The organism is Nostoc piscinale CENA21 (genome assembly GCF_001298445.1).
Taxonomy (GTDB): Bacteria; Cyanobacteriota; Cyanobacteriia; order Cyanobacteriales; family Nostocaceae; genus Nostoc_B; species Nostoc_B piscinale_A.
Genome location: NZ_CP012036.1, coordinates 5,417,393 through 5,442,320, shown reverse-complemented (window position 1 = coordinate 5,442,320; position 24,928 = coordinate 5,417,393). Strand labels below are relative to the sequence as shown.

Sequence of the window (24,928 nt, the reverse complement as noted above, 5' to 3'; positions counted from 1 at the left end):
TTGTTAGCCTAGAGAAGCAATTCTAGCAGAAGGCAGGAGGCAGAAGGCAGAAGGCAGGAGGAAAAGTCTTACTATGCCTAGCGTTAAAGTTTTCAAATTGTCTTAACATATCTGACTACCGCTATAACTATCTGGGCAATCTTTAGCCAAGCAAATATTAGTTGAAAGATTGGCAATCAAACCACAGATTCATGCCAAAAAAATTGTTTTTAGCCATAGGACTGTCATTTTTAATTTTTATCATGGTTGTACTCACAAATTCTTTTGCTAGTACTCATCCGATCGCTGGACTTTATGTATTTGGTGATAGTCTTTCGGACACAGGAATGGTATTCCAAGCAACGGGGGGAATGTACCCGCCTAGTTCAACATACTTTCAAGGGCGTTACTCGAATGGTCGGGTTTGGGTGGAGTATCTCGCCGATCGCCTGCATTTGTCAAGCAAGCATACTAACAATTTTGCTTACGGTGGTGCAACTACTGGTAATGTTGGCAATAGTTATGTGCCGAACTTATTAACTCAAGTCAAGTCATTTACCCAGACACATCAAAAGACTAATCCCAATGCCTTATATATAGTTTGGGCGGGAGCAAATGATTATTTACAGGGGGTAAATAATGCTAATGTCCCCATCCACAACCTGACACAAGCGATCGCTTCTTTAACTGATGTCGGTGCGAAAAAAATTTCTGGTGGCGAATCTACCAGATTTAGGTAAGTTACCAGCCACAAGTAGCAACGCCAATTCTAGCAGCCTCAGTTCCTTAACCCAATCGCATAATCAAGGTTTGCGGCGATCGCTGAAAATACTAAGTCAGCAGCATTCTGACTTGGAAATTGTCAGTTTGGATGCTAACACCTTGTATCGCAATGCGATCGCTAATCCGGCTACATTTGGTTTTACCAATGTTGTCAGTGCATGTGTGTCTGGTTCTCAATCCTGTGGTCATCCAAATCAATTCTTATTTTGGGATGGTATTCATCCGACAACTGCGGCGCACCGAATAATTGCAGACGCAGCTTTTTCAGCGATTCAAGAAGCTGGAATTTCTACTTCTGTCCGCACACCAACCCAAACTTAATTAACCCACGTTCATAACCGCGACTCATTAACCCTAGTGCTAAGGCTCCTTGAATGGTACTCCAGCCAGAACGCAACAAGCCAAAAATTGCACTAGATGTGATTGCGGAATCAATTACGACATTCCAAAATGGTGCAACCGCAACTGACCAATCAGCAGTGCGGATATTTTTTAATGGTAGTTGATGAGCGATCGCTTCATACTCCGGTAACGAAATTACATAAGGCAGACAATACACGCGGTAAATATCTTGTAAATGCTTTTGTTCATCTGCTGTTAATGGTGCATCATCTGTTGGTCGATGGCACCAAGTCGCCATAATTAAAGTCCCACCCGGTTTTAATACGCGATAACATTCTTGTAAAAACTGGGTTTTATCAGGCATGTGTTCGCCACTTTCTAGCGACCAAACCAAGTCAAAAGTATCATCTGCAAAAGGCATTGCTTGAGCATCAGCCACTAAAAACTTACTTCTGACCTGTAACAGCATTTCCTGAGCGCGTTCTGTGGCTCTCGCCGCCTGCACCGGACTTAAAGTAATACCAGTAGTCCGAGCATGAAACTTTTCCGCCAAGTATAAAGAACTGCCGCCAATACCACAACCTACATCCAAAATGTTAGTTGCTGTTTTAACATCTGCCCAATTCAGTATTTCTTCAATTAAATCAATTTGCGCTTGACGACGCTCTTTTTTTTTTTGCGTGCCATCTGCACCGTAGTAGCCGTGGTGCATGTGTTCGCCCCAAACTTCTTCCCATAAACCAGAAGAAGCATCGTAAAACTGCTGAATTTGCTGATATAGTGTTGTACTCATAAAACAAATAATGCTAAGACAAAACAGAGTTTAAATAAACATACTGGTAAGCTACCATGTTTGTTTTTAATTAAATAAAGATGTTTTTCCTTTCCAGGAGAAATGAGTAAACCCGCCTGGAAAAATCAAGAGGCTCTACCTTAATATGACTGTTTCGCGGACAATTTGCTTGGGATTTCTGGCTGTCATCACTGTTGGGACGATTTTGTTGATGCTGCCTTTTTCAACTAGCGCCGGCAGTTGGAATAACATAGTTGTGGCATTATTCACCTCAACATCTGCCGTTTGTGTGACTGGTTTATCAGTAGTTGATCCTGGGACTTATTTTTCTTTTTGGGGGCAGTTGTTTATTGCCTTGTTAGCTCAAATTGGTGGTTTGGGCTACATGACAACCACTACCTTTTTGATTTTGCTGATTGGGCGCAGATTTGATTTACGGCAAAAAATAGCGATTCAACAAGCATTAGACAGACCAGGAATGCACGGTAGCGCCCAAGTGATTCGCTCAATTATTGCCACGACTTTAATTTTTGAAATTACGGGGATATTTTTACTTTTGCCTGCTTTTGTGCCGCAATATGGTTGGTCACAAGGGCTATGGTTAGCAATATTTCATAGTATAAATGCTTGGAATAATGCGGGTTTTAGTTTATTTAAAGATAACTTGATTGGTTATCAAACATCTGTGTTAGTAGTTTTCACAGTCACGACATTAATTATCTTTGGGGGAATTGGCTATCAAGTTATTTTAGAGATGTATCTTTGGTTGCGCGATCGCTTCCTCAAACAAAAGACAAATTTAGTCCTCTCTTTAGACTTTAAAGTTGCTACCAGCACAACTTTAATTCTTTTAATTCTCGGTACGATTGCCTTTTTCTGTATTGAATTTAGGAACCCAGCAACATTTGGTAACTTAGATTTAGGTGGTCAATTCTTAGTAGCTTGGTTTCAATCTGTCACCCCTAGAACTGCTGGATTCAACACTATAGATATTAGTAAAATGACCACCGCCGGTCTATTCATCACAATCGCCCTCATGTTTATTGGTGCTAGTCCTGGTGGTACAGGCGGGGGGATAAAAACTACAACTTTACGAGTGCTAACAAGTTGTACAAAAGCAATTCTTCAAGGTAAAGAAGAAGTTTTATTATATGACCGAAAAATCGCGATCTCTTTAATATTGAAAGCTGTGGGTGTATTGGTTGGTTCTGTAGCTACGGTAATTTTGGCAACGGTTCTCATATCTTTAACAGATCCAAACCTAGACTTTATTCAAATTTTATTTGAAGTAGTATCCGCCTTTGCCACCGTTGGTCTTTCTACAGGCATTACAGGTACAGTCTCCACCGCCGCTAAACTGATATTAATTATTACCATGTACATTGGTAGAGTTGGGGTTCTCTTGTTAATGTCCGCGATTTTAGGCGATCCCCGCCCTACTAGAATTCACTACCCTGAAGAAAACTTATTGGTGGGATAGCTGGCCAAAAGGCAAAAATTAAACATACCAATTCCATTGGATTTGTAAAAATTGAGAGACTCAGATCCCCGACCTCTTGAAGAAGTCGGGGATCTTTTTAGATATAACGAAAACTTACTGATGATATAGCCCTTCCGAAGTACAAATTTATCTGCGTTCATCTGCGTTCATCCTCTTCCATCGGCGGTTAATTATGGTTTGTGTAACTAACCAATGAAGAAAAAGAGAAGGCATCAATACCATGAACTGAAACTGATAGAATATGAAACACTAGGCAAAAAATAAAAATTGATACTTCAAGTGAGATTTCAGAATTTTTTGTCCTAAATACAGGGAGCGTTAATAAGGAAAGCAACTGTGAATCTTGCATCACTGGGTTTTTTTCGCAGTTTACGTAAAGATAATCAGCAATTTGCAGTCATTGGGCTAGGTCGCTTTGGTCGGTCTGTATGTTCCACCCTGCATAAATTTGGTTATCAAGTACTAGCAACAGATGTTGATGAAAAAAGAGTTTGTGAGGCGTTGACAGAAGAAATCGTAGGTCATGCTTTGCAATTAGATTCCACAGAACCAGCCGCACTGAAAGAAGCGGGGATTTTTGAATTTGATACAGTAATTGTAGCGATCGGTAATTACGTTCAAGAAAGTATTATTACTACTCTCAATGTCAAAGAAGGTGGTGTACCTCACGTTGTGGCTAAAGCTTCTAGTGAAGTTCACCGCAAGTTATTGCATAGAGTTGGTGCAGACCATGTTGTTTTCCCTGAGTATGAAGCTGGCTGTGCTTTAGCACGTACTCTCACCAAACCATCTATATTAGATAGATTTGACCTCGACCCAGACCATAGTATTGTTGAGATGATTGTTCCTGATGAGTTTCATAGCAAAACCATTACCGAAATTCAACTACGTAATCGTTATGGTTTAAACTTACTGGCTGTAAGTCAAGATGGCAAATTTGTAATTAACCCAGACCCCCAAAAGCGCCTAGAACGTGGTTCAGCAATGGTGGTAATTGGCTGTAATAAAGATATTAATCGCTTACCAATTTAATGCTCTGATTGAGGAACATAGGAATTACACTTAAGTATATGGTGTAAAAACCCTGAAAAAAGAATTTTGTTTTTGATCGCAGTTATGGATTTAATAGTTAAAGATTTAGCAGCAATAGATGATAGACTTTCTCAGCGTCATATTGACCTTGACCCGGCTGGCTATTTCATCATCTATTTGGATAGAGGCGAGGGATTAATCCATGCCAAGCATTTTACTAATGTAATTGATGAGCATGGTTTAGCTGTAGATCCCGAAACAGGCAAAGTCATTCCGGCGCGGGGTAAGGTGGAAAGAACTCACAGCACAGTTTATAGTGGTAGAACTGCCAAGGAACTCAGTGTAAAGATTTTTGAACAAACTCACCCTTGTCCAGTTTCGCAATTAGACCATGCAGCTTATTTAGGACGAGAGTTTGTCCGTGCTGAAGTGGCTTTAGTGACAGGACAAGAATATGTTCAAGACTAAGAAAAGTATGAAGGATGAAATTTTTACACTTCATACTTCATACTTCAAAGTTAGCCGTTAGATGGTGGCTGTGGCTGATTTACTTGATATATGTAGTAAGTCGCCATCGGGATGACGGTTGCTGCAATTAACAGACCTATCACCCAAGCAGTTGCACTACCTTGGTCGGTATCTTCTGCTTTGGTAAAGGTGCCTTCTACCGTTTCTCTATCAACAATTTGTGGTGGGCCTGGGTCGGGTTCACCAGAGAGAACTTTCACTAAGCGATCGCTCGCATCCAAAAATGCCTGATTATATTTATCACCGTCCCGTAATGGTGCAGCTAGGGTTTCTGTAGCTACACTCTCGGCAATAGCATCAGTCAGCAAAGACTTGACTTGATCCCCGGTAATAATTGCAGTGTTGTTAGTAACAGTATCTAGCACCAACAATGTTTGGTTTGCTTGCGCCTCTTTGGTGGGAAACCATTTTTCAAACAGCCCTTTAGCAAAGCTGTCTGATGTTTCACCATAATCTAAACGGCGAATTGTGACAAATCGCACTTCATTGCCAGTTTTCTTGGCTAAATCCTCAAAGGCACCACTAATCTTACCTTCGTTGATGCGACTTAGCACTTCACCTTGATCTACAACCCAGTCACCACCGGGGGTTAAATTCGGAATTTGATACACACCAGTAGCTAACGCCGGGGTAGCCAAAAGTGATGCACCAAGAATAATTGCCAGTATTGGTGTAAGCAGCCAAATGATGTATTTTTTAATGCCAAATACTGTTCTGAGGAGCTGTTTCATTTGATTGATCCTAAGACAGACTAGCACCAAAAATACTACACAATCAATGACAAAATCACCCTGTTCAGGAATTTATCTATAGCAAAGTGTCCGTCCCACGCTGCCATTCCGGTTCAGGTGTGGGGCTTCTTTCGGTTTTAGCTAAATGTTGAACGTGGACTTTGCCAATTATTCCAGAACTTTATGATATAACCGAAATTCTGTCTTAGCAGCTACCTAAAGAAACTAATATCTGGCAAAAATACTGTTTTTTGGAGAAACAGGGTGGTTTTCTGGGTTTCTGATGCAGCAATAAAGACAGAATTATACAAAGTAACAATTTGAATAGATACAAAAGTATGCCGCAGAAATCAGCCGCTTTGAAGTTTGTGATTTTACTGGGTTTTGTTAGCCTTTGTGCCGATGCCACTTATGAAGGCGCACGTAGCATTACAGGGGCTTATTTGCAGGTTTTAGGTGCAAGCGGCACTGTGGTAGGTTTGGTAGCGGGTTTTGGTGAACTCATTGGGTATGGTTTGCGCCTAGCCATTGGTTATCTCAGCGATCAAACGCGCAAGTATTGGGGAATTACAACTTTAGGATTTATTTTAAACACTGCCGTTGTCCCATTATTGGCTTTTGCCGGGAGATGGGAAGTAGCCGCAGGTTTGATGATGGCAGAACGCACAGGTAAAGCCGTGCGGACTCCCCCGCGAGATGCACTCCTGTCTCATGGTGTGAGTCAACTTGGCAGAGGTTTTGGCTTTGGTTTGCATGAAGCAATGGATCAAACCGGCGCTGTGATGGGGCCTTTAGCAGTAGCAGCAATGGTTTATTTCCAAGGAGAGTATCGCAACGGCTTCACGATTTTGATTGTACCTGCGGTGTTGGGATTGATTGTGTTATTGGTTTTGCAATTTTTGTATCCCAACCCCAGCGATTTGGAAATTGAAGATGAAATAAGTCAAGAAGACGGAATACCGCGAGCTTTTTGGATTTATCTGGGTGCGGTGGCGATTATTGCGGCTGGTTATGCAGATTTTCCGTTAATTGCTTTTCATTTCCAAAAAGGAGATATTGCTTCTGGACAAACAATCCCCTTATTTTATGCCTTAGCAATGGGAGTTGATGCCGTAGCTGCACTGATATTTGGCTATTTATTTGACCGCGTAGGTATTTCGATTTTGATGGTTGCGGCTTTTGTTTCATCGTTGTTTGCACCATTGGTATTTTTAGGTAATACCCAATTGGCACTGTTAGGTATAGCATTTTGGGGTATAGGTATGGGGGCGCAAGAGTCAATTTTAAAAGCTGCGATCGCTGGACTCGTCCCCAAACACAAACGCGCCACAGCTTATGGTATCTTCAGCACAGGCTATGGTTTTGCTTGGTTTGTAGGTAGCACTTTAATGGGTGTTTTATATGATCGCTCCATCACCTTATTAGTCATCTTTTCGACTGCAACTCAACTACTCGCAATTCCCTTCTTTGCTTGGGTGCAATTGCAAGCGAATAAATCTCAACCAGAGTTAACAGATAAACCTATTTAAATCACAGAATCTGGGTCTATACCCAGATTTCTTAATCGTTCTGCTAATATTTGAGCGCGTTGTTCTGCTTGTTGTACCCGTTCTTCTGGTGTTAACAAACGCTTTCCTGACTCGTCATACCAGTAAAGCCACTCTCGCGTAATTCCTAGATAAGTTCCCCGTTCATACCCTATTTTTAAACCAATTTCTGGTAGCCAAACGGGATTTCCTGGGAGTAATTTATATTTACCATCTGCTAAATAATAGACTTCCAAACGCGCTTTTTGCCGCCGCAGAGGATTGTAAATCACATAATACAAAATTCCCAACTGGGCATAAAATTCTTTTTTACTAGAATACTCTCCCCGACGTTTGTGCGAAACTACTTCTAACACCATGATTGGTACGCGCCGTTCTTCCCAAAGCACATAGCTAAGACGCAAGTTTTCATCTAGTATTCGTTCTACTCCCAGGCTTAAAAACCCGTCTGGAACAATGGCTGGTTCATCAGGATCGTAATAAATCCCCATATCAACGCCAAAAAACCAGTCCATACGCTCTGGCCAAGCCATAGCTAAAATAGCTTTGAGTAATCCGGGAATTAAATCTTGTAGTTCGTTATCCACAGGGGTATCGTCTGAGTCGGGCAAATCCTCAGCCGAGGGTAAGCAATCCAACGGATCGTACTGTAGCATAATTGAATAGCCGGTTATCGCCTAGTTTTAGTCTAATTAAATTAGGCTGGAGTCTGCATAATTTTCAAAGTGCGTAGAAGCTCTGCTTCTTGTCTTCAGACATCGCCTTTGATGATGTTATTAAATTAAAAAGCGTTATGCTGCAAACACAACGCTTTTTCTCAATTCAATGTTGATTTAATCCTGCTGTGCCTGTATTCGTCTGCGTAACTCTGCTTCTATCTCTTCATCTGTAGTACAAAGCACTCCTGGACGTTGAGCTAATCTATCCATTAAGGCGTGAAATGCTTCAATATCTTGCGGATGATATCGAACATAATCCCTTAACTGCTCATCCGACATTGTTTGATAATTTTGATTGCTCATGGATGATGAACCTCCCCGTTTGGGTAGATTTCTATTTGTATTGTGTCACCAACTAAAACGTATATTCGCTTTTTCCGTTCGTCCATCCTAACTACGTTGATTGCTTGAAGCAGGTTACTAGCACTTACCGCTACACGGTATAAACTTCGTAATTGTTGTACTGTTGGTTCCATTCCTCCTAATTCCCTCAAATACACTCCTCTTCCTTTGCGTTCCTCTGCGCGTACTTTGCATTCCTCTGCGTTTAAAATGCTTTCCCCACAAACCAACCCACAACACCCAAACCCAACAACAACGGTGTCAACCAATCACCCCAACGCACGTATAAAGTCTGCGTTTGACGGCGATATATAGTCTCTGCGTGAATTTCATAGATGTTATAGCCAGATATCCACAATGTTCTACCGTGGGGATCTACAAAAGCTGAATAGCCTGTATTTGTTGCCCGTGCTGACCATCTATCAGTTTCAATTGCTCTCATGATATCCTGAGCATGATGCTGGAATGGCATAGCTGCACTGTAATGGGCATCGTTAGAAGAACTGAGGATAAATTGCCCACCCACCGCAGCTTGACGGCGAAATATTTCAGGAAATGCAGATTCGTAACAAATACCAACTATAGCCCGTCCAAAAGGTGTATCAAATGTCTGGTTGGCTGCACCATGAACTTGATGTTCATCCAACGGTGACAAGCGACTAATTAATTTACCTAAAATCTCTTCAAAGGGAATAAATTCGCCCAAGGGTACTAATTTAGATTTATCGTAGCGACTAGTAACTTCACCCAGACTATTAACGGTAAATAAACTATTTGTATAACTGCGTCCTTTTTCCCCAAACGCACCAACCCAAATTACTACGCCTTTTTGTTGGACTGCGGAAATTAAGGGCGTATCTCCAAAATTGCGTTCAAAGATAGGTAATGCACCTTCGGGTGTTAGGACTGCATTTACACCTTGTTTGGTGAGATTTAAATAGCCGTTGGTGTAGCCTGTAATGGCGCGGCGATAACCTTCGGGCTTGACTTTGATTTTGTTGGGGATATTACCTTGAATGATGCCAATTTTTAAGGCTGCTTCTGGTGGTTGGGCGATGGGTTGGCTATATAGGTAAAAGCCTAGCAGGTGTAGGGTGATGAATAGTCCTGTGGCTAAGGTTAAATATTTATTTACGAACTGCCGAGGCGCAGAGAACGCGGAGGATAGGTAGGATTCGGCGATGAGTCCATTGATTGAGGCGATCGCAGCTGTTACAGTATTAGGGCCTGAGAGTTGACCGAGGTGTAAAATTACCAAGTTATGCGGTGATTGAGTGTAAGCCAGCGAACTCCACCACAATGAACCAGAACTCCACAGACTTTCTAAACCACACCATAAGGCTGTACCAATCAGCACACGTAACCAAGGTTTTGACTGATTCAGGCGTGCCATCACCGCACCCCAAATAGTTACAAATAACCCTCCCCAGAAGCTAATAAATCCCCAGCAAAACACGGTAATAGCTAAACTCGGCCACCAAGGTACACCCAACCAGTCCATCGGGTGTATCCCAGTAATCCAAAATAAGGCGACGCTGTGATAACCGACACCCCAAAATAAAGGTAAAAGGTAAAAAGTAAAAGGTAAAAGGAAGGGTTTTTGCTTTTTAGCTTCTAAATAAGAGTTACTTTTTTGAACAACTATGATCCAAAGTGGGGCTAAGGCTATCCAAGCCAGAAACCATGCACCCACAGGCGCAACGGTTAGCCCCATCAAAACGCCACTAATCAGAGAAAGCAAAAGGTAAAAGGCAAACGTTAAAAATGAATTATCGCCTTTTCCTTTTTCCTTTTTACTTTTTACTTTTGCGTTCATTCCGCTTCTTCTGCATCACCAGTATCAGGCGGTACGATCGCAACTCCGGTAATGGCATCATCCTCATCCAAGCGTTGCACTCTAACACCTGTTGCCGATCGCGATTGGATTGAAATCGCATTAGTAGCCTGCCGGATAATAATACCGCGATTTGTGACCATCATGATTTCGTCGTCGTTGTTGACGATTTGCAAGGTAGCTAGTTGGTCTTTGGTTTTGCGGTTCTTGAATTTGGTCGCCATTAAACCTTGACCAGCACGGTTTTGCAAGCGGAATTGCCCGACGGGAACACGTTTTCCGTAGCCGCCCATTGTAATAACTAGCACCCAAGGGCCGATACTACCGTTAGCTGGGACTTCTGCGGTTTCTTCGAGAATTTCGACTTCTTCGGTTTCGATTTCTTCAACTTCGACTTCTTCGGTGTTGAGTGTATCAAGGATGGCGGCTGGTAAAATATCCATCCCCACCAGTTCATCGCCGGTTTTGAGTTTCATCGCTTTTACCCCGCGTGTCGCCCTACCTAAAGGACGCAGTTGTTCGTGGGTACATCTAAAGTGAATAGCCATCCCCAGACGGGAACCAATGATGATGCTGTCTTCAACTCTGGCGCGGCGTACCCACCGCAGTTGATCCCCTTCTTCTAAGGAAATAGCGATTAAACCATTGGCGCGAATATTACTAAAGGCGGCTAATGCAGTTTTCTTAATGTTGCCACCTTTGGTTAGCATCACTAAATATTCGTCGTCGCTGAATTCGTCAACGGGGACAATAGAAGTGATTTTCTCTTCTTTGGGAATGGGTAACATCTGGACGATGGGTGTACCGCGACTGGTACGAGAACCCACAGGAATTTGATAAGCTTTGAGACAGTAAACTACACCGCGATCGCTAAAGAATAAAACACTGTCGTGGTCGCAGCAAGTTAAGAAATGCTCTACAGTATCATCATCTTTGACTTTGGCGGCGGCTTTACCTCTGGTGGCGCGGCTTTGCGCTTCAAAGGTGTTCACTGGCATCCGTTTGATATAACCTTGTTCTGTTAACAGAATAATTGCCTTTTCGTTAGCAATTAAGTCACGTTCATCAATTTCGCCTTCGGCGTGGGTAATGACCGTGCGTCGGGGTGTAGCGAAGTTAGTTTTAATTTGGGAAACTTCGGTTTCAATAATTTCTAAGATTCTTTCCCGCCGCGCCAAGATATCTTGTAAATCAGCAATTTGTCTTTGTAAATCTTCGTGTTCTAAGCGAATTTTATCTGCTTCTAGGGCTGTTAATCGCCGTAACTGCATTTGTAAAATTGCGTCGGCTTGGACTTCCGAAAGTCCGTAGGTTGTAATTAATTCCCCTTTGGCTGTCGGTGCATCTGGCGCATGACGAATTAAGTTAATAATTGCATCTAAATGGGATAGTGCAATCAATAACCCTTGCAAAATATGGTCGCGTTCTTCAGCTTTTCGCAGTTCATATTGGGTGCGTCTGGTGATGGCTTCGATGCGGAAATCAAGGAAGACTTCTAAAAACTGCTTGAGGGTGAGAATTTGCGGTTCGCCGTTCACCAACGCCAGCATATTTGCCCCAAAGTTGGCTTGCAATGGGGTTTGTTTGTAAAGGTTATTCAACACCACGCGGGGATAAGCATCGCGCTTGAGTTCGATGACAATTCGCATCCCGTCGCGATCGCTTTCGTCCCGGATATCTGCAATGCCTTCGATGCGCTTTTCGTTCACCAATTCGGCGATTTTCTCAATTAATGCCGCTTTGTTGGTTTGATAAGGCAATTCAGTGACAATAATCGCTTCCCGTTCGGGACGACCGCGCTGTTCAATGGTTTCAATGTTCGCAACACCACGCATGGTAATCGAACCGCGCCCAGTAGTGTATGCTTCTTTAATTGCCGACGTGCCGAGAATTTGCGCCCCAGTGGGAAAATCTGGGCCGTGGATATACTGCATTAACTGGAGGTCGGTGATTTCAGGATTGTGAATCAACGCCACCAACCCGTCAATCAGTTCGCCTAAGTTGTGGGGCGGGATATTCGTCGCCATCCCCACCGCGATTCCCGAAGAACCATTGAGTAGTAGTTGGGGAATGCGTGATGGTAAAACTGTGGGTTCTTGTTGGGAACCGTCGAAGTTATCTGCAAAGTCTACGGTTTCCGATTCAATGTCTTGTAATAAAGCGGCGCTGGTTAAAGCTTGCAAGCGACATTCTGTGTATCGCATTGCAGCTGGGGGATCATTATCTACCGAACCAAAGTTACCATGTCCGTTGATTAAGGGCGATCGCATGGAAAAATCCTGCGCCATCCGCACCAAGGCATCATATACTGCTGTGTCGCCGTGGGGGTGATATTTACCCAACACTTCCCCTACCACACGGGCGCACTTTCTAAACGGGCGATCATGCGTTAAACCTAGCTCGTGCATAGCGTAGAGGATACGGCGATGCACAGGTTTCAGACCATCCCTGGCATCTGGTAGCGCCCGACCCACTATTACGCTCATGGCGTATTCCAGATAAGACCGGGACATTTCGTTCCGCAGATCCGTGGGGATAATCCTCTCCTGTGAGGTTGTCATAACCGAAAAAACTCCAAAAATCGTAGTATTTAGCCTTTACAGTTGGCAAAGCGTAAAATTATTCCAAATTACTCTTGAATAATTGACATATTTTGATACAATTCTAGCACGTATTGTTTTTTTTTTGCCCGAAGAGTTATCATCAAGCACCTTGTTTCATAGGTGTTGCGAACGTGCAGAATTAAGCTGAAGTAAGAAAGCCTGAGTTAAACAAAATAATTTCCCAAATTTATCTCAAAATAAAGTCAATTTGCCGTAATCCTAGTTATCCTCAACCTTGCTCAACAAGAGGTCAAGAATAAGCAGCAGTTAATGCTGGAGATAGAAAAAACCAACAGCAATCACGGCAATGTAAAGGGATTTTAATATCATATTTGGTTATTAGTTTACCGGGACTATCATAATAAAGTTCAATCATCAATATTGAGTTTCACAGATGACATTTCAACAATTAGCGATCGGTAGTTATTTTCGTCTGCCTGGAGTAAGTTACGGTTGCGTGTATCGCAAAGCCAGTTATTCTTATTGCAGTCTCAATAAACTATTACAACCAATTCGTCCCACAACAAAAGTTATTCCTCTAAATGCCAAAGAAATTGCTAAATATATTGCAGAGCAGAAAGAATTTCTAAATCAACTCAAGAGATGAATAATTAATTATATAGCCATCCTAAATCATGCGTGAACAAATTCTCTTTTGCGTTCCTTTTTGGACTTAGCGTTCTTAGCAGTTAGTTCTCATCATTTTTTGTTCACGACCTATCTAGAATTGCTGTATTAATTCGATTTAATTTTTGAAATTATCTGTCAAGGTAGAAAGCAGGGAGCAGGAAAGAGCCTTTTTTAGGTGTACTGTATTCTTTCAGAAATCAAATGTAAGTCATATATATTTTTGAAATATAACGGTTAATACGAGCTAAAAATAGATGACTGCAACTGTTCCCTGTTTACTACCATCAACCAAGGACTTTTTCGACAATTTCTAATTAATGAATTGCTTCTTGCTGTGACTTCATCTGAGCCGCAATTAAAGGCACTTTAGGAGCGAGAAAAAAGCCCACCAAACTAGCAAATAAAATCGGTGTAAATGGACTGAAACTAGTGAGTTTTGATAGCAATAAGGTTGTACTGATGGGTGTACGTGTTACTGCTGCGTTAATCGCCGCCATTGTACAAATCATTGCTAAAGCAGGATTAATCCCCGGCATCAAAACTACCACGGCTTTACCAATACAAGCACCAGTGAAAAATAAGGGGATAATAAATCCACCACGCCAGCCACCTGTGACTGTCATACTAATAGCCGCCATTTTACCCAAAGCCAGTGTTAACAGAAAAATCCCCGAAAAACTAGTTGTCAGCAAAGTTTCTAACTCTTCATGGCCAAAATAACGAGTGATAGGTAAAAAAGTCGCTAAACTACCAATTCCCAATCCGGCTAATGTAGTGCGTACATAAATGAGACCAGAAATACGGTGAAAAACGCTGTCGCAGGTGCGAAAAATCCAGATGAAAATCCATCCTGCGATCGCCCCAATGATCCCAAATAAGATAGCAAAGGCAAAATCATCGATGTTTTCCAGGCGATATTGGGGAAAATGCCAAGTTGGTGCAATTCCTAAATGAGTAATCGCCGTAAATACCAAATAACTAGCACAACTAGAAACAATCGCCGGCATTAAGGCTTCGTAGTATTCCACAATATGCTGATGATGCAAGATTTCTAAAGCAAACATCGCCCCACCCAGAGGTGCGCCAAACAAAGCCGTAAAACCAGCCGCCATCGCCGCCAAACTCATCGATCGCAAATCTTCACCTTCAAGTTTCAGGCGATCTCCTAGCCAAGTGCCAAAGGAACCTGTAACCTGAACCAATGGCGCTTCTGGGCCAGCACTTCCACCAGCCGCAATACTAACTAGAGAAGCTAGAATCATCGAGGGGTTTTTTCGCCCATCCAAGCGTCCACCACGAAAATGAATATTATCCACAATCACGGCAATTTCCCCAGGATTGCCTAAAAAATGAATCACTAGCCCCACAATTAAACCAGCCAGTGGCATCACAATTAACAAACTTAAACCCTGAAATTTTTGCAACTGATGAGTTAACAGTTCTAAAATATTCCAGTACAATCCTGCAAATAAACCACTAACCGTCCCTACCACCACCCAACGCAGCACCCAGCGAGAAATCATCAAAGGATTACGCCTTGTCAGTCCGAACAGTTGCGTTAATGCCCAACTTTGGGGTTGATTGTTTGGGGGTAGTGGATTTAATGGCACTTGTGGATATCCTTTTGATAAAAACTAAAATAATGAAGATTTACTACTATCTTGTACAATATTTCCGTTATACTTGCTTACTTTAGCAGTCATAAATCACTTAAAAACTAATCCACTGACTTAGCCTAGTCTCTTTTTCTGCTGAAATGAGTAGTTTATAAATCCCATAAGATTAGTATATTATTGAGCATTTTAGATTTTTGAGGGATTGCATCATGACTAATGTAATTTTTGACTTACTGCCAGAAATATCAATTATTATTTGTACCTACAATCGCGGCAAATATTTAAATCGTTGTATTAATAGTGTGCTTGCCCAAACTTTTCAAGATTGGGAATTAATTATAGTAGACGATGGCAGTACAGATAATACCTTTGAAATTGTAGATCAATATATTAATGTTTTCCCCAATATTCGTTATCTAAAACATCAAAATAAAAAACAGTGTCATGCCAAAAATGCTGGTATTCAAGCATCTTTTGGGAAGTACATCACATTTTTAGATAGCGATGATGCTTATTTACCAGAACATCTAGAGACTCGCCTTAAATATCTACGACAGTATCCAGAAATTGATTTAATTGAAGGTGGATTTCTTACAGATGAAGAGATTTGGGTTGCAGACTATTTTCAACCCGGTAAAATCATAAATCTGCGAGAATGCGTACTTGGCCCGACCTTTTTCGGTAAAAGACAAGTATTTTTTGATTTGCAAGGTTTTAATAATATGACTTACGGAGAAGATACTGATTTTTGGGAACGGGCGGAGAAATTATTTAGAACTCAAAAGTTACCTGAGTTGCAAACATATATTTATACAAGAGCAGAAACTAGTGTGACTAAAAGCTTCTTAGAATCAACTTCCCAATCCCCATTACCATAAACAATACTTAAAGACTAGCATGAGTATCATACCAAGGCTCTTTTAGTTGCAGACTTTCTAATAATATTTTTCCTAAAGGAAATTTTAAAATCCCATTTGTACCCAAAAGTCTATATTCCAGAAAAACCCGTTTGTAGACCTTGAGTACTTCAGTTTCTGACAACCAAGCTCCAGGTGCTTCTTCTCCAAAAAGTCCACTAGCACCGTATTCAAATTTGTGATTAATATATTGACCTTCTTTCGCTGGAAAGGGACAGATTTGTTGAGGTACATCTGGTTGTCTGATAGCTTTGAATTTCTTGTACCCAAGTTCTTTTAACAGCGTAAATTCTTTTAGCAGATCATTCCACGATACTTTTGTAGATTCTATGGATAGAAACTGCGGTTTGCTTTCAACTTTCTGTAAACCCTGTAAGCATAATATATCAGCACCTTCAATATCAACTTTTAGATAATAGGGAGTGCCAAACTCCTGTAAAATATCTTCAAATCTTCGCCCTTCTACTGTTATAGGTGTAGAACGTGTACCAAAAAACTCGTTACGCTGGACAAAATCGGGTGAAGTTGTACTCCAAAAACTTCTGTCTAGGTTGACATAAAGAGTAATTGGTTGATTTTGAGGTGATACAGCAATATTTAAAAGTAGCAACTGACCAGTTTCTATATAGGAATTTAGTCTTTGCTTAGTGTCATGATAAATATTGGGGTTAGCTTCAATACCAATAACTCGAAATCCTTTTTTGAGATAAAACTCAGTATCTTCTCCTGTATGAACACCAACATCTATGACTAAATTTTTATCCATATTTGACCTATCCTAATTGCAAATACGTAATATTTTAATCTAAATTAGTATTTTTAGGGATATTTTAGAAAGTAAAGCTTAAATTTTAGGGTGCGTTATAGCCATGCTTAAAATATCAAGAGATAAATTGCGTTAAAGCTAATTCTCTGTTTCAAAGCAACAAAGCCTGATATAGCCGTAACATACCGTACTTAATATTTACTTTATAAATAGGCGTTTAGCGATCATACAGACTGTATATAACGGAAAGTTCTATGAAACTTACTATTTTTACCTTCTCCAATCTTAAAATTCTTCATCAGTTTCTTGGTTCTATTTCGCGAATTACTATTTTCCTGTTTATCTTGAGTATCAGCATTATTTTGTTATCGAGTTGTGAGGTAAGAGAAACCCAAAATGAGCAAGTTACTCGCATCACACTATGGCATGGAATTAATCCACCTGTAAATCGTGATGTGTTTCAAAAATTAGTAGATAAATTCAATCAAACTCATGTTGATGTCCAGGTAGAATCTATTTACGCTGGTCAACTGGGTCAACAACTACCAAAAATCTTAACAGCAGTTGTTGGTAAAGTACCGCCCGATATTCTCTGCTTTTACCCCCAAATTACTGGTCAGTTAGTCGAACTTAGTGCCGTTCGTCCGTTAGAAGATTGGTTTGACAAACTACCTTTAAAATCAGAACTTAGCCAGAAGCTTTTAGACGAATTAAAGTTAGATGGACATTTATGGTCAGTACCACTGTATACAAGTAATATTGGCATTTTTTATCGTCCCACACTTTTTCAAGCTGCGGGAATTACAGATACACCCAACACTTGGGAAGAATTGCGGGAAGTTGCCAAAAAATTAACTGTAGACCGCAATGGGGATGGACGGCCAGAACAATATGGAATGTTGCTACCTATGGGTAAGGGAGAATGGACGGTTTTTAGTTGGTTTCCCTTTTTATCGAGTGCTGGCGGTGAAATTGTCAGCAATGGTGTCCCGAATTTAAATAACCCCCAAGCAGTCCACGCGCTTCAGTTTTGGCAAGACTTATTAAAAGATGGTTCCGCCACTCTTTCGCCGCCAGAACGAGGATATGAAGAAGATGCTTTTCTTCAAGGGCGTGTAGCTATGCAAATTACTGGCCCTTGGACTTATATCACTAAGTCTCAGACAGACTATCAAGTTTTCCCTATACCCAGAGATGTTGAACAAGCAACTGTCACAGGTACGGGTAACTTTTATGTGATGAAAACTACTCCAGAGAAAGAGCAAGCTGCACGGAAATTTTTAGAATATGTTTTAAGTGAAGAATTTCAAACAGAATGGTCTATTGGTACAGGTTTTTTGCCAGTTAATCTCAAATCTGCTCAAAGCGAAGCTTATCAGCAATATATCAAGCAAAAACCTTGGATCAAAGTTTTTTTTAGATCAAATGTCTGTAGCACGCTCTCGTCCCACTTTAGCTGGATATAGTCGGATATCTGAAAGTCTTGGTCGAGCAATTGAGGCGACTTTGCTAGGTGATTCTCCCCAAACTGCGCTTAACCAAGCTCAAGAACGTTTAGAACTGATTTGGGAAAAATGAAACAGAGCAAATTTACACCAATTTTATAGAAAACCGTGATTAGTGAGGTCTCTAATCGCGATCGCCTTAATACAGCGATGAATGAATATTGTATTTACCAGCAGTGGCTTTGAGAATTTGCCGAGCTATTTGATTTTCAGTTTCTGCCCTAATTGATGATGGCTGATAGCAGCTTATCTAAAAACATGATTTATGTTTTTAGATATAAAAATTTTATGAAGCTTCAGTAAAAACACTTGCTTCGGATGGTTTTTTAGAGAAAAGTGTTGTGTATCAACATCAATAGCATAACTTACGTATAAAGATTTTCGAGTGAGATGAGAAGGAGGTAAGAGTTCTGCACACCTACACCCCTTTAAAACCTCATACCCTTATACCTTTCTGCGTATCAACTTTGTCATCTTCACAAGCGTAAATACAATGAAGAATTTTAGTTTGACAAATACTTTACTAGTGGCTGGTGCGGGAGCAGTATTTGTTTTTACTGCTAGTCCATCTCCCGCAGCAGTGATCAATATTTCAGATTTTACAGAATGGCAGAGTATTGGGAATGTTAACTTGAGTGATGAGCAAGCTGCTCTGTTGACTGATGGCGGCGTTTCTGACACTAATCTAGAGTCATTCTTGGGACTAGCGCCTGGAACTTTAGATGCTTTTAATAGTCAAAATGTTAACAATGGTTCTGCAATTAAAAACACGCTGACAGTCCAAGCTGGAGATGTTTTGACATTTGATTGGCAGTTCCAAGCTGGTGATTATTTACCTTACAATGATTTTTCTTTCTACTCTATTGGCACTTCTCTAAATAGACTGGCTGATATACGTCAGGTAGGTAATTTTGGACAAACTGCGTCTCGAACTGCTTACACATTCATCACAGGCGGCACTTACACTATAGGATTTGGGGTGGTAAATACATTTGATCGATTTTTGGGATCAAATCTCACGGTTCGGAGTTCTGAGCGTGATGAGCCTGTTCCTGAACCTGCAACTATTGTCGGTTCATTAGCAGCAGGTGCTTTTGGTGTGGCTTTACGCTATAAAAAAAAGCAACAACAAAAAGCTAACTCGGATGTATGACCAAACAATCTCTATGGTTGTGTGTATTAATGCAGTTAAATGTAAATAAATACTAATATGAGAGCGATCGCCCATCGCTCTTTATTTATGTCAAACTAGAGACTACAAAATTTGATAAGTCATTGTACCTGTACCCAATTTGTGAGATTCTAGATAATCGCTGCTATCAAACTTCAATTCACTGGGTAATAAACTTAGATGTCTTCTTCACGTTAGCTACAGATCAGCCCCTACTAGACCTATCAGACGTGGGTATTGATGCGTCTGGAGAGATTACTTACAACCAGAGTTTCAGGTTATCGAGAATTCTCAAGCATTGGAAAAGGTCAAACTGACCCATAATTTTAGAGATTTGGAGAATACAGAAAATACTGGTGCAACCCGCAAATAAATATGTGTCAATTTTGCTCCAGAATTAACCATCCCCTAAACTTTTAACTTTTATTTGACTATCAGGACAAAGATATGGAAGATAAGCTGATGCTGATGATTCCTGGCCCCACACCAGTGCCAGAAGCTGCTTTACTTGCTTTAGCTAAACATCCCATCGGACACCGTACCAATGAGTTTAGTAACATTTTGGCAGATGTGACAGCTAACCTCAAATGGCTGCATCAAACCGAAAGCGATGTGCTGATGCTGAATGTTAGCGGTACAGGTGCAGTAGAAGCCGGGATCATTAATTTTCTATCGCCTGGCGATCGCATTTTGGTTGGTAGTAATGGTAAATTTGGTGAACGCTGGGCAGAAGTCGGCCAAGCTTACGGGTTGAATGTGGAAACCATTACAGCCGAATGGGGTCAACCTTTAGACCCAGCGCAGTTTGCGGACAAACTACAAGCCGACACAGCCAAAGAAATTAAAGCTGTCATTGTAACCCACAGCGAAACCTCCACTGGCGTTCTCAACGATTTGGAAACCATCAACCGCCACGTTAAAGAACATGGTGAAGCTTTAATTATTGTGGATGCTGTCACCAGTTTGGGTGCATTTAATTTACCTGTGGATGCGTGGGGACTAGATGTCGTCGCTTCCGGTTCTCAAAAAGGTTACATGATTCCCCCTGGTTTGGGTTTTGTGGCTGTCAGCGCCAAAGCTTGGGAAGCTTACAAAACAGCTAAATTGCCGAAATATTATCTAGATTTAGGCAAATACAAGAAATCTGCTGCCAAAAATACCACTCCTTTCACTCCCCCAGTAAATCTGATTGTGGCACTGCATACCACCTTGGGAATGATGAAAGAAGAAGGTTTAGAATCTATTTTTGGCAGACACGAACGCCAAAAGAATGCGACTCGCGCCGCTATTAAAGGTTTAAACTTACCTTTATTTGCAGCTGATGACTGTGCTAGTCCAGCTATTACAGCCGTAGCACCACCAAATATTGAAGCGGATAAAATTCGCTCGTTGATGAAAAAACGCTTTGATATTGCCTTAGCTGGTGGTCAAGACCATTTGAAAAATAAAATTTTCCGCATCGGTCACTTGGGTTTTGTGAGCGATCGCGATATTCTTAGCTGCATAGCATCCCTAGAAGTTGTACTGCTAGAACTCGGTTATGAAAACTTTACTCCGGGTGCTGGTGTAGCGGCAGCAGCTAAAGTATTGAATGGTTAATAGTCAATAGTGATTGGTCTATAAATTAAAAGAGCGAGTAGAATTACCATCTTTAACTCGCTCTTTCAACCTGGACTTACATAAATAGGCTTGGTAAAAGTCAGTTTTCCTGTATATCAGCCTTGGAACAAGGCCGTTTGGATGTGACATACCTGATTTTCTCCTGCAAGAGTTTTCATACTTAAACAGTTTCTAACCAATCGTAAATTTGTTCTAACTGTTCCATCGTAATCAACCCATACTGCCAAAGAATCATCGGTAAAGGCCCTGGGTCTTGTTCCCGATGCCGTAAAGCTACTGCCAAAGATGCTGCCGAAATTGACAAATCTTCCTGTAAAAAATGAATCAGCCTTGAATATGTTGATGGTGACATTTGTAACTCACCTCCTTGTCTAGTTTGTATGCTCATAGATAAATTCACCATTCCTCTTTTGTCCGCAGCTACTATTTCAGTTGAGTCTGTGCAATTACCGGATTAATATCCCAAAATATTGCTTGATAATCCGCAAATAGAACACTTACCCTAAAAAACCACGAAATTCCCGTGTTTAAATCATGGGTTTGCTCAGTTTTCTAGTAGCACGTCGGCAAGTCAAATAAGTGTCATACTGAATTTGCCTGAGTGTTCTATTTAATTACACCTTGAGTAACAAACATTCCATAGCCTATGCTCCCTTATGCCACACTGTTTACACTTACGCCAAAAGGCAGATTTTTCGCTATGAAACCTTAAGATTGTTATTTTACCTCTTAAGTAGTTTTTTTTACTATTTTTGTCATCATATTAGATGCTTGAAAAATAATTTGCGAGTTCACATCTACTTAACAGTTTTTTTACAGAAAAATTATTGATGAAATGTTGTTATGTCTAATTACACCAAGGTTTTTAAGTCTTATTACCGTAAGGTACTGTGATTTAAAAATTTAATTTTGACATTATCTCCTGGTTTAAGTTTCAATTCTTTAGCTCGTCCTGCACGCAATTCTATGACAGTATCAATAGGTACATTTGGCCCATAAGTTGCACAAGGCTCACTAGCACAAGGTGGTGCAGAAGCCTGAATATACTTGATTACGCCATTTTGTAAAAAGACCATATCCAGTGGTACAGGTACATTTTTCATCCAAAACTGCACAGGCTGTGCAGACGGAAACTTGAATAACATACCGCGATTATCTGGCAATGCAGGTCTATTCATCAAACCTTTTGCTTGCTGTTCTTGAGTCACTGCCACTTCTAACTCAATCGTTGTACCGTTGGGAACAACTGCTTTAGCCGCAATTGGTAGTGTTTGACCAGTTTGCTGCACTGCAATGGGAGTCTTGGCTGTTGTTTGCGTAGAACATCCCATGAGAAACAGACTGAGCATGATTGGCAGTAAACTTAGCCAACGTATCATAAAATTTGCCATTTGGTTATTTAAATTTTGATTTTACAGAATTTCCCCCAGAAAGCCCACTTCTTTTAGTATCTTTTTTGGTCTTATGGGCAATTATGACTTCATAATCCTGAGTCAAGTTAAAATAGCGCCTCCCATTAATCTGTCATACCGATATTTCAACTCTTCTTTCATCAAATACCAGCGTTCTAGGGTAACATCAATCTCGATAACTTTCTCTGCGGCTTGCCGTGCTAGTAATAATACTTCTTCATCTTCAACCAAACTAGCTAAGGTAAAATCTGGCACACCCGATTGGCGAGTTCCCAACACTTCACCAGGGCCACGAAAACGCATATCCATTTCCGAAATGAAGAAGCCATCCTGTGATTGTTCCAAGACCTTCAACCGTTGTTGAGCATCAGGACTTCTAGAACTACTCATCAACAAACAATAAGACTGAGCCGCACCCCGACCTACACGCCCCCGTAGTTGGTGCAGTTGAGATAAACCAAATCGCTCTGCATTTTCAATGAGCATCACAGTAGCATTAGGTACATCTACACCAACTTCAACTACTGTGGTAGATACTAAAATTTGGGTTTTGTTATCTCGAAAGTTGGTAATGGCTTCGTCTTTCTCGGCGGAACTCATGCGCCCATGCAGTAACCCGACTTGAAATTCGGGAAAGACGGTTTCTTGTAACTTTTGATGCTCCTCTACTGCTGATCGCAAGTCTAATTTCTCAGATTCTTCCACTAAAGGCAACACCACATAAGTTTGCCTACCTTGGGCAACTTCGCGGCGGATGAGGTCGTAAGCATGGTTACGCTGCTGGCTAGTTAATGCAGTGGTTTGAATTTTTTGCCTTCCTGGTGGTAATTCATCAATTTGGCTGACATCTAAATCTCCGTGAATTGTCAAGGCTAATGTCCGGGGAATGGGAGTCGCGGTCATTGTTAAAACATGGGGTTGTTCACCTTTTTGTTGTAGTAACGCCCGTTGCTTCACCCCAAAGCGATGTTGTTCATCAATGACGACCAAACCCAAGCGGTGAAAGTTTACCGGGTCTTGAATTAAGGCGTGAGTGCCTACTAATAAAGGTAATTGCCCTGTGGCTAATAATGAATGAATTTCTCGACGTTTGGCAGTTTTGGTGGAACCTGTGAGCAATTCCACAGGCAAATGTAATAAATTAAACCAGCTAACTAACTTACGATAATGTTGTTCTGCCAAGACTTCTGTAGGAGCCATCAAGGCGGCTTGGTAGCCAGATTGAATTGCCGCTAAAATTGCTACCACAGCCACGACTGTTTTCCCAGAACCAACATCGCCCTGTACCAAACGATTCATTGGTGTGGTTTTTTGCAAATCATTCAAAATATCATTCAGGACTCGTTGCTGTGCGCCAGTCAGTTGAAAAGGTAAGATTTCGTAAAATTTTTCAATTAATTGTCCTTTAGGCGCAAGTACGGCGCTGGTTTGAATGGCTTTGGCTTGTTGCTGACGTTGGAGTAAACCGAGTTGCAGGTAGAAAAACTCATCAAAGACCAGACGACGGCGGGCAGCTTGTAAAGTATCGCTATCAGAGGGAAAGTGAATATTAGCGATCGCATCTTTCAATTCCATCAAATTATACTTTTCTCGCAAACCCTTGGGTAGTGGGTCTTTGAGAGCAGCCGCAGCAGGTAAAGCTGCTATCACCGCCTGACGCATCATATTCGCCATTATCCCCTCGGTCAGGGCATAAATTGGCACTACCCGCCCAATAGTCAAAGATTCAATGGTGTCTCCTGGATTTGCCAAAACTTCCAATTCTGGGTTATCTAGTGTCAAGCCGTATTTACTTTCTTTCACCAACCCACAAGCCGCCACCACACTCCCGACTGGATAGCGGCGTTTCATACTTTCTTGCCAACCACGGCTGGTAAACCGCGCCCCCGCCGAAAAGCGACCGACTTTAATTTGTCCGGTATTATCTTTTAGCACCAGTTCTAAAATTGATAATTTTTGATTTTTGGGGCTAGTGAAACAATTGCAACGCTTTACACTAGCCACAATAGTGACCGTCTCACCCGCCTGTAACTCGCGGATATTGACTTGACGCGCATAATCAATATGGTCGCGGGGATAGTAAAACAGCAAATCTCGCACCGTGTACAAACGCAAAGCTGCTAATTTATCAGCTTTGCGAATACCTATTTCTGGCAAGTCGCTGAGTTTTTGGTCAATTCTGGGTGCTAGTCTGCGACTGACTTCATTCACCACAGGCGTAGAATTGGGAATTTTTGATTTATAATTTTTTCCCTGCTTCTCTAACTCCTCTGGATCTTCTAGTTGTTTTTGCAGTTGGTCAAGATACCTGCGAGTGGTAGCAATTAAGTTTTGTCTGTCTTTGACTGCCAAATTGGGATAGTCGGCAAATTTTGTTGCTAATTCTTGCCAACGGCGACGCTCAATAGCAGGCAAAGCCGCCGGAAATTTCCCAAAAGTCAGGCTGAGAAATTCACTAAAGCGGTATTGTCTGCCCATCAAGTCTTTAAAGCCATTTTCTGCCTCTACAGCCAAGGCTTTATGTAAGCGTATCCAATCTGGTGTGTCATTAGTCATT

General features: G+C 41.3%; 22 protein-coding genes and 1 pseudogene. 11 read left to right on the top strand and 12 right to left on the bottom strand.

Annotated features, from left to right (window positions below; genetic code table 11):
* Nucleotides 1-191 precede the first annotated feature (191 nt).
* Together ACX27_RS34245 and ACX27_RS34240 are read left to right on the top strand one after the other, a co-directional pair.
* On the top strand, nt 192-719 hold the full coding sequence (locus ACX27_RS34245; protein WP_235526331.1) for an SGNH/GDSL hydrolase family protein: 528 nt from the start codon (nt 192-194) through the stop codon (nt 717-719).
* Nucleotides 694-1,083 carry an SGNH/GDSL hydrolase family protein gene (locus ACX27_RS34240; RefSeq protein ID WP_235526330.1) on the top strand — a complete coding sequence of 130 codons (390 nt, stop codon included), beginning with the start codon at nt 694-696 and terminating at the stop codon, nt 1,081-1,083. The genes ACX27_RS34245 and ACX27_RS34240 overlap by 26 nt, the downstream gene beginning before the upstream one ends.
* Here the strand turns inward: ACX27_RS34240 and ACX27_RS23290 are convergent.
* On the bottom strand, nt 1,052-1,897 hold the full coding sequence (locus tag ACX27_RS23290; RefSeq protein ID WP_062295909.1) for a methyltransferase domain-containing protein: 846 nt from the start codon (nt 1,895-1,897) through the stop codon (nt 1,052-1,054). The genes ACX27_RS34240 and ACX27_RS23290 overlap by 32 nt on opposite strands.
* Before the next feature lie 145 nt (nt 1,898-2,042).
* Here ACX27_RS23290 and ACX27_RS23285 point away from each other — a divergent pair, with 145 nt between their 5' ends.
* From ACX27_RS23285 to ACX27_RS23275, 3 genes are all read left to right on the top strand, one after another.
* Nucleotides 2,043-3,377: a TrkH family potassium uptake protein gene (locus ACX27_RS23285; RefSeq protein WP_062295906.1), complete on the top strand. Its 1,335-nt coding sequence runs from the start codon at nt 2,043-2,045 to the stop codon at nt 3,375-3,377.
* Nucleotides 3,378-3,734: 357 nt separating this feature from the next.
* Complete coding sequence (locus ACX27_RS23280; RefSeq protein WP_062295904.1) at nt 3,735-4,430, top strand: potassium channel family protein; 696 nt, start codon at nt 3,735-3,737, stop codon at nt 4,428-4,430.
* An 84-nt stretch (nt 4,431-4,514) separates the two neighbouring features.
* On the top strand, nt 4,515-4,898 hold the full coding sequence (locus tag ACX27_RS23275) for a DUF4346 domain-containing protein (protein ID WP_062295903.1): 384 nt from the start codon (nt 4,515-4,517) through the stop codon (nt 4,896-4,898).
* Between the two features lie 50 nt (nt 4,899-4,948).
* Here ACX27_RS23275 and psb32 read toward each other — a convergent pair whose 3' ends face one another.
* A complete protein-coding gene (gene psb32 / locus ACX27_RS23270; RefSeq protein WP_062295902.1) occupies nt 4,949-5,689 on the bottom strand; it encodes a photosystem II repair protein Psb32 in 741 nt (246 codons plus the stop codon).
* Nucleotides 5,690-6,027: 338 nt separating this feature from the next.
* Here psb32 and ACX27_RS23265 point away from each other — a divergent pair, with 338 nt between their 5' ends.
* Nucleotides 6,028-7,218, top strand: coding sequence for an MFS transporter (locus ACX27_RS23265; RefSeq protein ID WP_062295901.1), 1,191 nt, complete (start codon nt 6,028-6,030; stop codon nt 7,216-7,218).
* On the opposite strand, the gene ACX27_RS23260 is transcribed toward ACX27_RS23265, so the two are convergent.
* The 5 genes from ACX27_RS23260 to gyrA form a co-directional block, all read right to left on the bottom strand.
* The gene (locus ACX27_RS23260) at nt 7,215-7,892 is read right to left on the bottom strand and encodes a Uma2 family endonuclease (protein ID WP_062295900.1); all 678 of its coding nucleotides are present in this window, start codon (nt 7,890-7,892) and stop codon (nt 7,215-7,217) included. The two genes, ACX27_RS23265 and ACX27_RS23260, sit on opposite strands and share 4 nt — an antisense overlap.
* A 177-nt stretch (nt 7,893-8,069) precedes the next feature.
* Nucleotides 8,070-8,258, bottom strand: coding sequence for a DUF6887 family protein (locus ACX27_RS23255; RefSeq protein ID WP_062295898.1), 189 nt, complete (start codon nt 8,256-8,258; stop codon nt 8,070-8,072).
* Nucleotides 8,255-8,431 (bottom strand): DUF6888 family protein, encoded by a 177-nt coding sequence (locus tag ACX27_RS33020; protein ID WP_200929850.1) that lies wholly within the window; start codon nt 8,429-8,431, stop codon nt 8,255-8,257. Before ACX27_RS33020 ends, ACX27_RS23255 begins: the two co-directional genes overlap by 4 nt.
* A 71-nt stretch (nt 8,432-8,502) precedes the next feature.
* Nucleotides 8,503-10,113, bottom strand: coding sequence for an apolipoprotein N-acyltransferase (gene lnt / locus ACX27_RS23245; RefSeq protein ID WP_062295894.1), 1,611 nt, complete (start codon nt 10,111-10,113; stop codon nt 8,503-8,505).
* Nucleotides 10,110-12,692 (bottom strand): DNA gyrase subunit A, encoded by a 2,583-nt coding sequence (gyrA, locus tag ACX27_RS23240; RefSeq protein ID WP_062295892.1) that lies wholly within the window; start codon nt 12,690-12,692, stop codon nt 10,110-10,112. The genes lnt and gyrA overlap by 4 nt, the downstream gene beginning before the upstream one ends.
* Nucleotides 12,693-13,128: 436 nt before the next feature.
* On the opposite strand from gyrA, the gene ACX27_RS23235 reads away from it, so the two are divergent.
* The gene (locus ACX27_RS23235; RefSeq protein ID WP_062295891.1) at nt 13,129-13,341 is read left to right on the top strand and encodes a hypothetical protein; all 213 of its coding nucleotides are present in this window, start codon (nt 13,129-13,131) and stop codon (nt 13,339-13,341) included.
* Nucleotides 13,342-13,678: 337 nt separating this feature from the next.
* Here the strand turns inward: ACX27_RS23235 and ACX27_RS23230 are convergent, their stop codons facing one another.
* A complete protein-coding gene (locus tag ACX27_RS23230; protein WP_062295888.1) occupies nt 13,679-14,974 on the bottom strand; it encodes a chloride channel protein in 1,296 nt (431 codons plus the stop codon).
* Nucleotides 14,975-15,189: 215 nt separating this feature from the next.
* Between ACX27_RS23230 and ACX27_RS23225 the strand changes: the two genes are divergently transcribed.
* Nucleotides 15,190-15,858 carry a glycosyltransferase family 2 protein gene (locus ACX27_RS23225; RefSeq protein ID WP_062295886.1) on the top strand — a complete coding sequence of 223 codons (669 nt, stop codon included), beginning with the start codon at nt 15,190-15,192 and terminating at the stop codon, nt 15,856-15,858.
* Nucleotides 15,859-15,865: 7 nt separating this feature from the next.
* On the opposite strand, the gene ACX27_RS23220 is transcribed toward ACX27_RS23225, so the two are convergent.
* Nucleotides 15,866-16,663: an FkbM family methyltransferase gene (locus ACX27_RS23220; RefSeq protein WP_062295884.1), complete on the bottom strand. Its 798-nt coding sequence runs from the start codon at nt 16,661-16,663 to the stop codon at nt 15,866-15,868.
* Between the two features lie 254 nt (nt 16,664-16,917).
* Between ACX27_RS23220 and ACX27_RS23215 the strand changes: the two are divergent.
* The 3 genes and pseudogenes from ACX27_RS23215 to ACX27_RS23205 all read left to right on the top strand — a co-directional run bounded on the left by ACX27_RS23215 (nt 16,918) and on the right by ACX27_RS23205 (nt 20,938).
* Nucleotides 16,918-18,241: pseudogene (locus ACX27_RS23215) on the top strand (ABC transporter substrate-binding protein).
* Between the two features lie 420 nt (nt 18,242-18,661).
* A complete protein-coding gene (locus tag ACX27_RS23210; RefSeq protein ID WP_062295882.1) occupies nt 18,662-19,321 on the top strand; it encodes a PEP-CTERM sorting domain-containing protein in 660 nt (219 codons plus the stop codon).
* 465 nt (nt 19,322-19,786) lie between these two features.
* On the top strand, nt 19,787-20,938 hold the full coding sequence (locus tag ACX27_RS23205) for a pyridoxal-phosphate-dependent aminotransferase family protein (protein ID WP_062295880.1): 1,152 nt from the start codon (nt 19,787-19,789) through the stop codon (nt 20,936-20,938).
* 181 nt (nt 20,939-21,119) lie between these two features.
* Here ACX27_RS23205 and ACX27_RS23200 read toward each other — a convergent pair whose 3' ends face one another.
* From ACX27_RS23200 to recG, 3 genes are all read right to left on the bottom strand, one after another.
* Nucleotides 21,120-21,347, bottom strand: coding sequence for a DUF2949 domain-containing protein (locus ACX27_RS23200; protein WP_062295877.1), 228 nt, complete (start codon nt 21,345-21,347; stop codon nt 21,120-21,122).
* Nucleotides 21,348-21,834: 487 nt separating this feature from the next.
* Nucleotides 21,835-22,338 carry a DUF192 domain-containing protein gene (locus ACX27_RS23195; RefSeq protein ID WP_062295876.1) on the bottom strand — a complete coding sequence of 168 codons (504 nt, stop codon included), beginning with the start codon at nt 22,336-22,338 and terminating at the stop codon, nt 21,835-21,837.
* A 114-nt stretch (nt 22,339-22,452) separates the two neighbouring features.
* A complete protein-coding gene (recG, locus tag ACX27_RS23190) occupies nt 22,453-24,927 on the bottom strand; it encodes an ATP-dependent DNA helicase RecG (protein ID WP_062295875.1) in 2,475 nt (824 codons plus the stop codon).
* Nucleotide 24,928: the final 1 nt, after the last annotated feature.

Excerpts from the sequence above, each read along its gene's own strand:
- gyrA (WP_062295892.1), bottom strand. The coding sequence starts at position 12,692 with ATGACAACCTCACAGGAGAGGATTATCCCCACGGATCTGCGGAACGAA.
- ACX27_RS23255 (WP_062295898.1), bottom strand. The coding sequence starts at position 8,258 with ATGAGCAATCAAAATTATCAAACAATGTCGGATGAGCAGTTAAGGGAT.
- ACX27_RS33020 (WP_200929850.1), bottom strand. The coding sequence starts at position 8,431 with ATGGAACCAACAGTACAACAATTACGAAGTTTATACCGTGTAGCGGTA.
- lnt (WP_062295894.1), bottom strand. The coding sequence starts at position 10,113 with ATGAACGCAAAAGTAAAAAGTAAAAAGGAAAAAGGAAAAGGCGATAAT.
- ACX27_RS23290 (WP_062295909.1), bottom strand. The coding sequence starts at position 1,897 with ATGAGTACAACACTATATCAGCAAATTCAGCAGTTTTACGATGCTTCT.
- ACX27_RS34245 (WP_235526331.1), top strand. The coding sequence starts at position 192 with ATGCCAAAAAAATTGTTTTTAGCCATAGGACTGTCATTTTTAATTTTT.
- ACX27_RS23260 (WP_062295900.1), bottom strand. The coding sequence starts at position 7,892 with ATGCTACAGTACGATCCGTTGGATTGCTTACCCTCGGCTGAGGATTTG.
- psb32 (WP_062295902.1), bottom strand. The coding sequence starts at position 5,689 with ATGAAACAGCTCCTCAGAACAGTATTTGGCATTAAAAAATACATCATT.
- ACX27_RS23275 (WP_062295903.1), top strand. The coding sequence starts at position 4,515 with ATGGATTTAATAGTTAAAGATTTAGCAGCAATAGATGATAGACTTTCT.
- ACX27_RS23235 (WP_062295891.1), top strand. The coding sequence starts at position 13,129 with ATGACATTTCAACAATTAGCGATCGGTAGTTATTTTCGTCTGCCTGGA.
- ACX27_RS23210 (WP_062295882.1), top strand. The coding sequence starts at position 18,662 with ATGAAGAATTTTAGTTTGACAAATACTTTACTAGTGGCTGGTGCGGGA.
- ACX27_RS23200 (WP_062295877.1), bottom strand. The coding sequence starts at position 21,347 with ATGAGCATACAAACTAGACAAGGAGGTGAGTTACAAATGTCACCATCA.
- recG (WP_062295875.1), bottom strand. The coding sequence starts at position 24,927 with ATGACTAATGACACACCAGATTGGATACGCTTACATAAAGCCTTGGCT.
- ACX27_RS23195 (WP_062295876.1), bottom strand. The coding sequence starts at position 22,338 with ATGATACGTTGGCTAAGTTTACTGCCAATCATGCTCAGTCTGTTTCTC.
- ACX27_RS23265 (WP_062295901.1), top strand. The coding sequence starts at position 6,028 with ATGCCGCAGAAATCAGCCGCTTTGAAGTTTGTGATTTTACTGGGTTTT.
- ACX27_RS23285 (WP_062295906.1), top strand. The coding sequence starts at position 2,043 with ATGACTGTTTCGCGGACAATTTGCTTGGGATTTCTGGCTGTCATCACT.
- ACX27_RS23225 (WP_062295886.1), top strand. The coding sequence starts at position 15,190 with ATGACTAATGTAATTTTTGACTTACTGCCAGAAATATCAATTATTATT.
- ACX27_RS23205 (WP_062295880.1), top strand. The coding sequence starts at position 19,787 with ATGGAAGATAAGCTGATGCTGATGATTCCTGGCCCCACACCAGTGCCA.
- ACX27_RS23220 (WP_062295884.1), bottom strand. The coding sequence starts at position 16,663 with ATGGATAAAAATTTAGTCATAGATGTTGGTGTTCATACAGGAGAAGAT.